The sequence below is a fragment of the Saccharospirillum impatiens DSM 12546 genome, assembly GCF_000423605.1.
In the GTDB taxonomy this organism is placed as follows: Bacteria; Pseudomonadota; Gammaproteobacteria; order Pseudomonadales; family Natronospirillaceae; genus Saccharospirillum; species Saccharospirillum impatiens.
Genome location: NZ_AUIH01000076.1, coordinates 1 through 9,818, shown reverse-complemented (window position 1 = coordinate 9,818; position 9,818 = coordinate 1). Strand labels below are relative to the sequence as shown.

Annotated in this window: 2 protein-coding genes; both read right to left on the bottom strand. The window is 56.9% G+C overall.

The window, feature by feature from the left end; genetic code table 11:
- Positions 1-344: 344 nt before the first annotated feature.
- Complete coding sequence (locus tag G565_RS27530; RefSeq protein WP_245584218.1) at positions 345-9,260, bottom strand: calcium-binding protein; 8,916 nt, start codon at positions 9,258-9,260, stop codon at positions 345-347.
- Between the two features lie 238 nt (positions 9,261-9,498).
- A partial coding sequence (locus G565_RS25005; RefSeq protein ID WP_037340389.1) for a transposase occupies positions 9,499-9,818 on the bottom strand: 320 nt, incomplete at its 5' end.

Here is a 9,818-nt window from a genome sequence, read left to right as displayed (position 1 = left end):
GAACTGTTTTATTAATATCGATGGGGTTGTGAGCCATTAAATAATGCTGCCGCCGTTAATTGATGCGAGTATTATCGCATGCTTTTTTATGGGCGATTTTTTCCTCCTGTGTGGCGTTCTGAAGCGTTTTATAATGTTGGAGGCGGCTCGCTATAGATGATAGATGAGACCACCCCTGACGTGCAATTCCGGGCCAATTTGGCGGACTGTCAGGGAGTTGGTGAAAAATCTGTGCAATCAGGAAAAGTCAAAAAAAACCTGTCAAGCCTTTTTTGATATTATTTCGCTGAATAGTTACGAATTTTCTATAAATAGAGCCGGCGAACCGGCTCAGTTGTTTGCTTTCAGGCCAGTGTCAGAGGTTGCGGTTTCTCACCCAGTTCCGGGTTCGAAAGCACGCCAATCAACCCGGAGGCAGACACATTACCAATGGTGCCCGTAGTACCGTAGCTATGCGCCAAATTCCCGCCCAGTGCGGCATCTGAGTCATTGTCCAGATGACTTTCAAGCAGGGCATCCGTCACAGCCCAGCGGTCCTGGCCAGAGGCCTCGAACGCTTCGACCAACTGGTTAAAGTCGAACTGCTGGACACGCTCGTTGCGCAATGGATCCGTTGAACCGGCATCAAAGTCTACAGAGGCTTCCATGATCAATTGCAACGTTACCTCTGGAGCATCACAGTCGGTTTGTTCATCCCAACCGGTAAAGGTAACCGTGTCACCCTGCTGGGAAGACGGACCACACCAGGGGGCATTGGAATCACCACCAAACTCAAGCACCAGCTCGCCATTGGTGCGGGTCAGTGTCAGGTCATCAAGGCTAAATTCACCGCCCACTGAGACCGTGTAGCTGGACAAATCTGTGGTCGCTATACGGTCTGCACCATCGCCGACATTGTAAAGCACGACGTCGTTACCGCCGCCTACCGCTATCACGTCGGACCCTTCACCGCCTGCGAGCACGTCATTCCCCTGGCCGCCAACAAGGATGTCATCACCTTCGCCACCGAGCAGGAGATCGTTCTGACAGTCGCCAGCTAGTATGTCGTTGCCGGTATTGCCCTCGATCAGGTCGAAGCCGGTGCCACCAAAGAGCACATCCCCGCCACTGCCCCCATAGAGACGGTCGTCACCTGCTTGTCCGAACAGAACATCGTTGCCAGCCTCACCCTGAATAGTATCTCGTCCTCCGCCAGCTTGTACCTGGTCGTGACCGTGACCGAGTTCGAAGTTGTCGTCTTCCTGGCCTGTGATGAACCTGTCTCGACGGTGGGAACCGGTGTGGTCCGATTCCACCACCTCAAGTTCATTGACCGTGGCAGAGGTACCATCGGCGAATTCAATGGTACTCACCGGCGCGGTGCCGTCGGCATCCAGGTCAAATTCCACGCCCTGATCCGGCATTTCGTTGCCGTTGTTGTCCACCAGATGAAGGTTTACGGTGGTGAAGCCATCTACCGTTGTGCTGCGGGCCACTACATTGGCAGCGGTAAGCCCTTCACCGAAGCGCAGCACATTGTTGCCAGCAGTGTCTTCGATACGGTTAAGACCATCGCCGAGTTGGTAGAGGTAGGTGTCGTCACCGTCACCGCCGCGCAGTATATCCGTGCCCGCGCCACCGGTGAGCACATCGTTGCCGCCAAGCCCTTCCAAAACGTTGTCTCCGCTGTTTCCCTGAAGGTGGTTGGCTGTTTCTGTGCCGGTGCCGTTGAGGTTACCCTCACCGGTCAGGCTGAGGTTCTCCAGGTGAGTGCCCAGTGTGAAGTCCACGCTGCTTTCCACGGTATCGGTGCCGCCGTCAGCGGTCTCCACCAGTGTGTCAGCAAGGCTATCAACCACATAGGTATCGTCGCCTGCACCGCCCACCAGGAGGTTGCTGCCTCCAGCACCGTCAAGGCGGTTGGCCGCACTGTTGCCGTAAATGTTGTTATCGCCGGCACTGCCGGTAGCGTCGATGGCCTCGTCGCCAAGCAAGTGCAGTTCTTCCACGTGATCGGGTAGCACGAAGGTGGCGGTGCTGTAGACGACGTCGTAGCCTTCGCCGGCCTGTTCGGTTACCTCGTCAGTGTGCCAGATGACCTCGGGCTCGCCATTGCCGTCCCCCGTGCCCGGTACCGCCCCAAAATCGCCGAAGGTGTCGCAACCCGCTTCGCCGGTGCTGCAGTTCTGGTCATCATTCTGCCCGCCGCCCGGGTTGGGACCGTGATGCGGATTACCACCGCCCTGGTGCCCGCCGCCCGGACCGGAGCCCTGTTGGGCATTGCCGCCCTTGGCGCCCGGGTTGCCCGGTGAGGTTCCGGGTCCGTCGTTCCAGTTGGTATCGTGCCCCGGCGGGGGTGGATCTTCGCCGTTGCCAACGCCGGCGTTACCCTTGCCGGGCTTGGTAGGGCAATCCGTATCGCCGTGATCTCCGTCGCCGTCAGAACCGCCTCCATCGGGGCCATCGTCCTCCGGTGGCTCGATGGTTTCGCTGTAACCATCCACATAATAGACATCGTCACCTTCCCCGCCGGCCATTGTGTCCAGGCCGGTTCCGCCGTCGAGCACATCGTTGCCGGTGCCGCCAATCAGAGTGTCTTCGTCGGCACCGCCGTAAAGCTGGTCATCACCGTTGCCTCCGTCCAGTATATCGTTGCCCGTGCCACCGTACAGTTGGTCGTTATTGCTGTTCGCCGGATTAGTGCCTCCATAGGAGTAATCCGCCATAATCATTGTCTCCATCAGAACCAAAGCCTCTCCATAGCCATCGTCAACCGCTGCCAGGCCGTCATCGCCGCCGTACAGATAATCGTCGCCCGCGTCGCCATAGAGCACGTCGTCGCCGGACCCTCCGTCCAAGTGGTCATCGCCGTTTCCGCCAGACAGAACATCGTCGTTCGGGGTGACGGTGCTGATGCTGCCTCCATACCCATAGCCACCACCATATCCGTAGCCGCCACCGTAATAGCCACCATAGGGGTCGTCGCTGCTGATAATGGCGTCATCACCGCCGTAGATGTAATCGTCGCCATCACCACCCTCTAGCGTGTCGTTGCCGCCCGCGCCGTCGATTTCGTCATCGCCGGCCTCACCCTCAAGGGTGTTGTCGTCATCGTTGCCGAGCAGGGTGTTGTCGAGCGCGTTACCGGTGCCGGACGTGCTCGCTTCGCCGGTGAGCACAAGGTTTTCGACGTTGTCGCTCAGTGTGTGGCTGACGCTGCTTTCGACGGTGTCGGTGCCTTCATTGGCCTGTTCCACCACCTGATCGGCCGTTGAATCCACGATGTAGGTATCGTTACCCGAGCCCCCGGACATGACGTCACCGCCCCAACCGCCGTCCAGGTAATCATCACCGGCGCCGCCATTCAAAGCGTTAGAGTTTCCGTTACCAAACAGGCGATTGTCTAGGGCGTTGCCAGCGCCGTTAATGGCGTTGGTACTGGTCAAATAGAGGTCTTCCACGTTGTCAGACAGGGTATGAGTGACGGCGCTCTGGACCACGTCATAACCCTCTCCTGCGGCTTCGACGATGGAGTCCCCGGCATCGTCCACAATATAGGTGTCTGAGCCGCTGCCACCGGCCATGGTGTCGGCACCCTGGCCGCCATCAAGCAAGTCGCTGCCATCACCGCCACTAAGAGTATCCGCCCCGGCCTGGCCGTAGAGCCGGTCATTACCCGTGCCGCCTTCCATGATGTCATTGCCTGCACCGCCGTATAGAGTGTCGTTGCCACCCACGCCATAGAGCCGGTTGTCCCCGGCATTGCCCTGCACCTGGTTGTTGCTCGCATTCCCGATGCCCACTTCGGCCGAGCCTTCGGTGAGAATCAGTCGCTCGACATTGGCCGCTAGGGTGTGATCAACACTGGCCTCGACGGTATCAGTGCCGCCGAACGCCGCTTCCAGAACGGTATCCTGGTCGCTGTCGACAATGTAGGTGTCATTGCCAGCGCCCCCTTCCAGCATGTCTGCGCCGCCGGCGCCGTAGAGTGTGTTGGCCCCGCTGCTACCTACAAGGTGGTTGTCCAACTCGTTGCCGGTACCGTCCACGTTACCGCCGGTAAGCACCAGGTTCTCGACGTTGTCGCTAAGGGTGTAGGTATCGGCCGCGTGTACGGTGTCGGTGCCTTCGCCTGCGGCTTCCAGTACGGTGTCGCTGCCACCCACAAAATAGATGTCATCCCCCGCGCCGCCGCTCATGCGGTCGGCTCCGGCACCGCCGTTCAGCGTATCATTGCCGCTGCCGCCGAAGAGCCGGTCGTCGCCCGCACCACCGAACAACAGGTCATCGCCAGCATCGCCCCGTAGGGTATCGCTGCCGCCCAGGCCTTCCAATCGGTTGTCCTGCGCGTTGCCCTGAAGGGTGTTATCGCTGCTGTTGCCGGTACCATCAAGCGCCTGGTCGCCAAGCAGTTGTAGATTTTCCACTTCCGAGTCGAGTGTGTAAGACACCGAACTGCGCACGGTGTCGTCACCGCCGCCATTGCTTTCGATGATCTGATCGTTGGCGTTATCGACGATGTAAGTATCATCACCATCGCCGCCATGCAGGGTGTCGGTGCCTGTGCCACCGTCGAGAATATCCGCTCCGGCGCCGCCAAAGAGTTCATCGTTGCCAGCCAGCCCCTGCAGGTGGTTGTCACCACTATTGCCGGTGAGTGCGTTATCCAGTGCATTACCAATGCCCTGAGCGGCACCGTCAGCCAGGGTGAGGTCTTCGACGTTGTCGCTGAGCGTGAGGTCGATGCTCGAGATCACCTGGTCATGCCCTTCGCCGGCAACCTCAATGACCTGATCGTCGGCGTTGTCGACGTGGTACTCGTCATCACCGAGGCCGCCTTCCATAACGTCCGCTCCGGTACCACCGTCCAGTACATCATCGCCGTCGAGGGCGATAATTCGGTCATCTCCTGCGAGGCCCTGCAGCCGGTCGGTCGCATTGGTACCGCGGATGACATCGTCACCTCCGGTGCCATTGAAGTCGAAGCCCAGATCAATGAGTTCCTGATAGTTGAGTACCGTACCATCGGCGAATTCGAAGCGATCTATGCCCGAACTTTCGTAGGGGTTGAGTGGGTCAAAGCCTTCGATGTGAACGGCATCGTCGGTGCCGTCGAGGGAAATTTTCAGCGAGCCGATGCCCAGGCTTATATCACTGACCTGAATGCCTCCGCCGAACTGGAGTACGTTGGAGCCGAAATCCGAAATCCTGACGTTTCCATGGCCGAAGTTAAAGACGTAGGAATCATAACCTCCACCTCCAACGAGCAGGTCGTTACCTGCGCCACCGACCATGGTGTCTAACCCGTCGCCACCCACGATATAATCGTCGCCTTCGTCACCGAAGAGTTGATCATTGCCTGCACCACCGGCGAGGTAATCGTTACCCGCCCCTCCGCCAATCAGATCGTTCCCGCTGCCACCAAGCAACGTATCATCGCCCCCGTGACCCAGAAGTTGATCATTGCCAGCACCACCAACCAAAATATCGTTGCCGTGATAGGCCGTATCCAACCAACTGGCATCACCGTATAACAGGTCATCACCATCACCGCCAAACAGGGTGTCAGCACCGCCAGCACCGACCAGGATATCGGCGCCGGTGTCGCCGTCCAGATAATCGTCGCCATGGAACTCCCCGGCTACGTTCTGTGAGTCACCGTTCATCGCATCGTCACCGGTGCCCCCGATCAGCCTGTCGTCACCGCCATGGCCAAACAGCGTATCATCGCCAGCGCCGCCATCGAGGTAGTCATCATCGTGAGCGGAATCAGCGAGGTATGACGCATCTCCCGACAACGAATCATCACCTTCACCCCCGTATAGTGAATCCTGACCAGCACCACCAACCAGAGTGTCGTTACCGTTGCCGCCCTGAAGAACGTCATCACCATGGTATTCAGTATCCAGATCAGCGGCATCCCCGTAGAGTTGGTCGTTACCTTCACCCCCCACAAGAACATCCGACCCACCGTTACCGATCAGTTGGTCGTTGCCTTCGCCGCCACTGAGAAAATCATCGCCGTGTGCCTCGGGCGGTGTACCACCTCCATCTCCATCAATGATGTCGTCGTCAGCGCCGCCATAGAGTCGATCATTGCCGCCGCCGCCTACTAGCGTATCGTCTCCGGCACCGCCTTCAAGCAGGTCATCTCCATGATATTCGCTTGCAACGCTACTGCTGTCGCCAAACAGAATATCGTTACCTTCACCGCCCCGCAGAGTGTCGGTTCCACCGCCACCGACCAAGGTGTCGTCGCCCGCTTCACCATCCAGTGTGTCATCGCCGTGGTACTCGCCAGCAAGACCACTAACATCACCGTGCATGATGTCGTCGCCTTCGCCTCCCCAAAGCCTGTCGTCTCCACCAGCCCCGGCCATCTCGTCATTGCCGGCCCCACCATCGAGCTGATCGTTTCCAAATAGCCCGGGCTCACTTCCGTCATTTCCTTCTCCGGCCAGCTTATCGTCACCTGCACCGCCGAAAATCAGGTCATTCCCAGTGCCACCAACAACTATATCGTCACCCTCGCCGCCGCTGAGGATATCGTTACCGTCATTGATATCGCCACTGCCGCCAAATATCTGGTCTTCTCCGGCCCCGCCAAAGAGCACGTCGTCACCGCCGCCTCCGAACAGGGTGTCATGCCCTTCTCCACCGTCAATAAAATCCTGGCCATGTTCACTGGTGTCTACACTTCCATTGTCACCATTGAGTATGTCATCGCCTTCACCGCCAAAAATAGTATCATCACCTTGGCCGCCGAACGCCACATCATCGCCACTGCCTGCGTATACGACATCATCACCGGCTCCTGCGCTCACATAATCTTCGCCGGCACCGGCATAAATAAGATCATCCCCGGGTTCTACCGCTTGCTTTGCTTTAACATTCGTGAGAATCGCGTTGTAGCGATCAGCTCCACTAGCAGACTCCGTAACATCGAGAGTCGCCTCCCAATCGAGCCCGGGGTTATACCAGTCTTCGTAGGCTGTGATGTCGTCTACCTCGGCACCGTCTGGGCTAAAGCGCGAAAGAGGGATAGCTTCAAAGTCTCCGAAAATAAAGTCGTCTCCAGCTCCGGCAACCAGAGTATCGCTGCCACTTCCGCCGGAAAGGACGTCGTTGCCGGCCCCTGTAACGAGAATGTCGTCACCTTCCATGCCCCCCAGAAAGTCACCCTTCTGGCCAGTGCCACTACTGTTTTCTCCATCAAATATGGCCTGCTCCAGCGACACTTCACTGTCGCCGTACAGTCTGTCATTGCCGGCGAACCCGTAAACGTCTGCGACGAGTACATCCGACCCAACACCACCTTCGAGCAAGTCGTTCCCCATACCCCCGGCAAGTGTATCGTTGCCAGAACCACCCAGAAGGTGATCGTCCCCACCGCCATTGTTGGCGTACAGAATATCATCACCCGCTCGGCCATCCAGCGTCTCGTCACCCGAGCCATCCAAAAGCACGTCGTTCTGCCCGCTTGCCTCCGTTAGCGGAGTTTCATAGACTCGGTTACCAAGAGCATCATATTCGAATTGACTATCCGCCTCGCCAACCCAAACATAATCGCCAACAATAGTATCGCCACTACCAACCTCGTCATCATTCGCATCAAGCGACACAGTGACGCTTACCGGGTCAGTTGTCGCTTCGCCATCGCTGCTTTCATAAACGGCTTGAAGATTCAGGTCGGACGATGACTCTACGTCCCCATCGCTTACCAACGAAAAGTCTATGGTTTGTTGGCCTTCCTCGAGTTGCAACGTTACTTCACCGTTCGCGAACGAGGCTATGTCGTCGCCAAGAGAGGCCAATATCGTCTCTGCACCCGCTCCGCTTAGCGTTAGAACGATGCGGTCACCCGCTTGCGCAGGGCGGTTTAATTCCACTCGAAATGGACGAGAACCGCCCTCAGTCAGTGTTGTGGAATCACTGGCCTCGCCGCCATTTTCAGGGAATGGCCCTGGGATGAGTGTAATGCTATTTCCGGCATTGAGTTCGATGCCCAAGTCGCCATTTTGGAAGTTTTGTATGGTAATTTTATCGTCCGCTTCCAGCTCCCCACCAGTTATCTCCAGCGTGCCACCGTCTTCCAGGTTACCTTCTACCAGCGTATATACGTAGTCATCACCTTCCCAAACTGTGATGCCTTCCTCGATTTGGGATGGACCATCCGTACCGGTTATCTCATTTTCGCCGATACGCAGGCGGTCATGAGTATCGTCTTCACTATCGCCCTCAGCGGACTGAATAGTGTCTTGCCCATCACCGGGATTAAAAACATAGACATCTGCACCAGCACCGCCTGAAAGCACGTCGTTGTCTTCACCGCCGATAAGCCAGTCATCGCCCTCGCCTCCATACAGATGATCGTCCCCTGCTTCACCCCATAAAATGTCGTTACCACCGAAACCGTTGATCTGGTCAATGCCTCCCTGACCGAGAATCAACTCGTTCATGTGCTCTCCGTCATTCAACACCCAGTCGTTACGCTCGTTACCGTCGAGGGCTTCAGCAGTGGGCGGCTCAGTGCTGCTTTCCTCGTCGTTACCGACGAGAATATCGCGGAAATCTATGGTCTCACCAAGACCCGCTTCAAGCGACTCTGCGTAGTGCTCGATGAGGTAGTCATAGGCGGGTTGAAAACTTTCTTCCAAGGTGCTCACACCGCCGGTCAATGCCGTAAGGCCAGGATCAGCGTTGGCAAAGTCCACCATGTTACCCGTGTCGGCACCGCTACCGCTGACGTAGGCTGGCGCGCCGGCACCAAAATTCGCCTCGTAACGTAAAATACGCTCCTGATGCTGGGCGTACATTTGGTAGACTTGGCGTGCTTGATCGTCGGTCACTTCCACGCCATCGTCGTAGAGACCGAAAATCTGGGATTCAACGAAGCGGCGCTTGGCAAGGCCCGGATCGCTGGCTGCATTGGAGTAGTAGCGAATCTGGAACCAGGCCTCGGCTCGGTCGCCGTCTTCAATGCCTGCTCTCAGGCCGTCGCCCAGCAGATTGCCAGGGCCGGTCACGCTGTTGTAGGTCAGTGAGAATAGGACGGCGCGTTCGCGGGATAGGGGAATATCGGCGACGAAGTCGTCGATATTGGTTTCGTATGTCTCCGCCAATTGGTCAAAGACATTTTGTGATTGTGTGTCTGTGAGAGTAAAAGTGGTCGGCCCTTCATAGTCCGGGTGGGTATTCGACCAATCCTCAAGAACTGCGTCCAATTCGGCTTGCAGCTCTTCATCGGTGGTCGCTTGGGTATTGCGGATAGTGGCATCCAATTCTTGTCGGAGCTCAATATTTACTAACTCAATGCCAAGCTCATTATATATATTCAGGCGTACATCAGCCTCATTCAAATTGAACCCAACACCGATTGTCGGTTGAGGGTTGTCCGCGGTATCGAAGTAGACGCCAGGGTCAAAGCCTTCAACTGCCTGAATCAGGTCATAACGAAGTTCGTTGTAGTTGACGCCTTCCGTTGTGTAATTTAGGTTCTTCGTAGAAATCTGTGGAGCCCTACGGCTGCATTTCCAGCTTCCCGCAGTAAAACAGTATGCTCGTTCTGAACCCTTCGAAGGAACGATAACCTCGGGCATTGGACTTCACCGTTTGTATCTTAGAGTTTAAACCTTCAGCCGCAGCATTGCTGATCCGGTGATCAAAGTAGTTCAGCAACCCGTCCATATGTGTCTTGAGCATTCTGGCCACTTTCTTCACCGGCTCCAGTCGGCAGCGAATTGCCCAACTGTACCACCGTTCAAAGTAGCGTTTCGCCCAGCCTTTGGAACGGTAGTCCCAGAAGGGACGGAAGTGTTCCTTTAGGGCCCAGGCCCGTG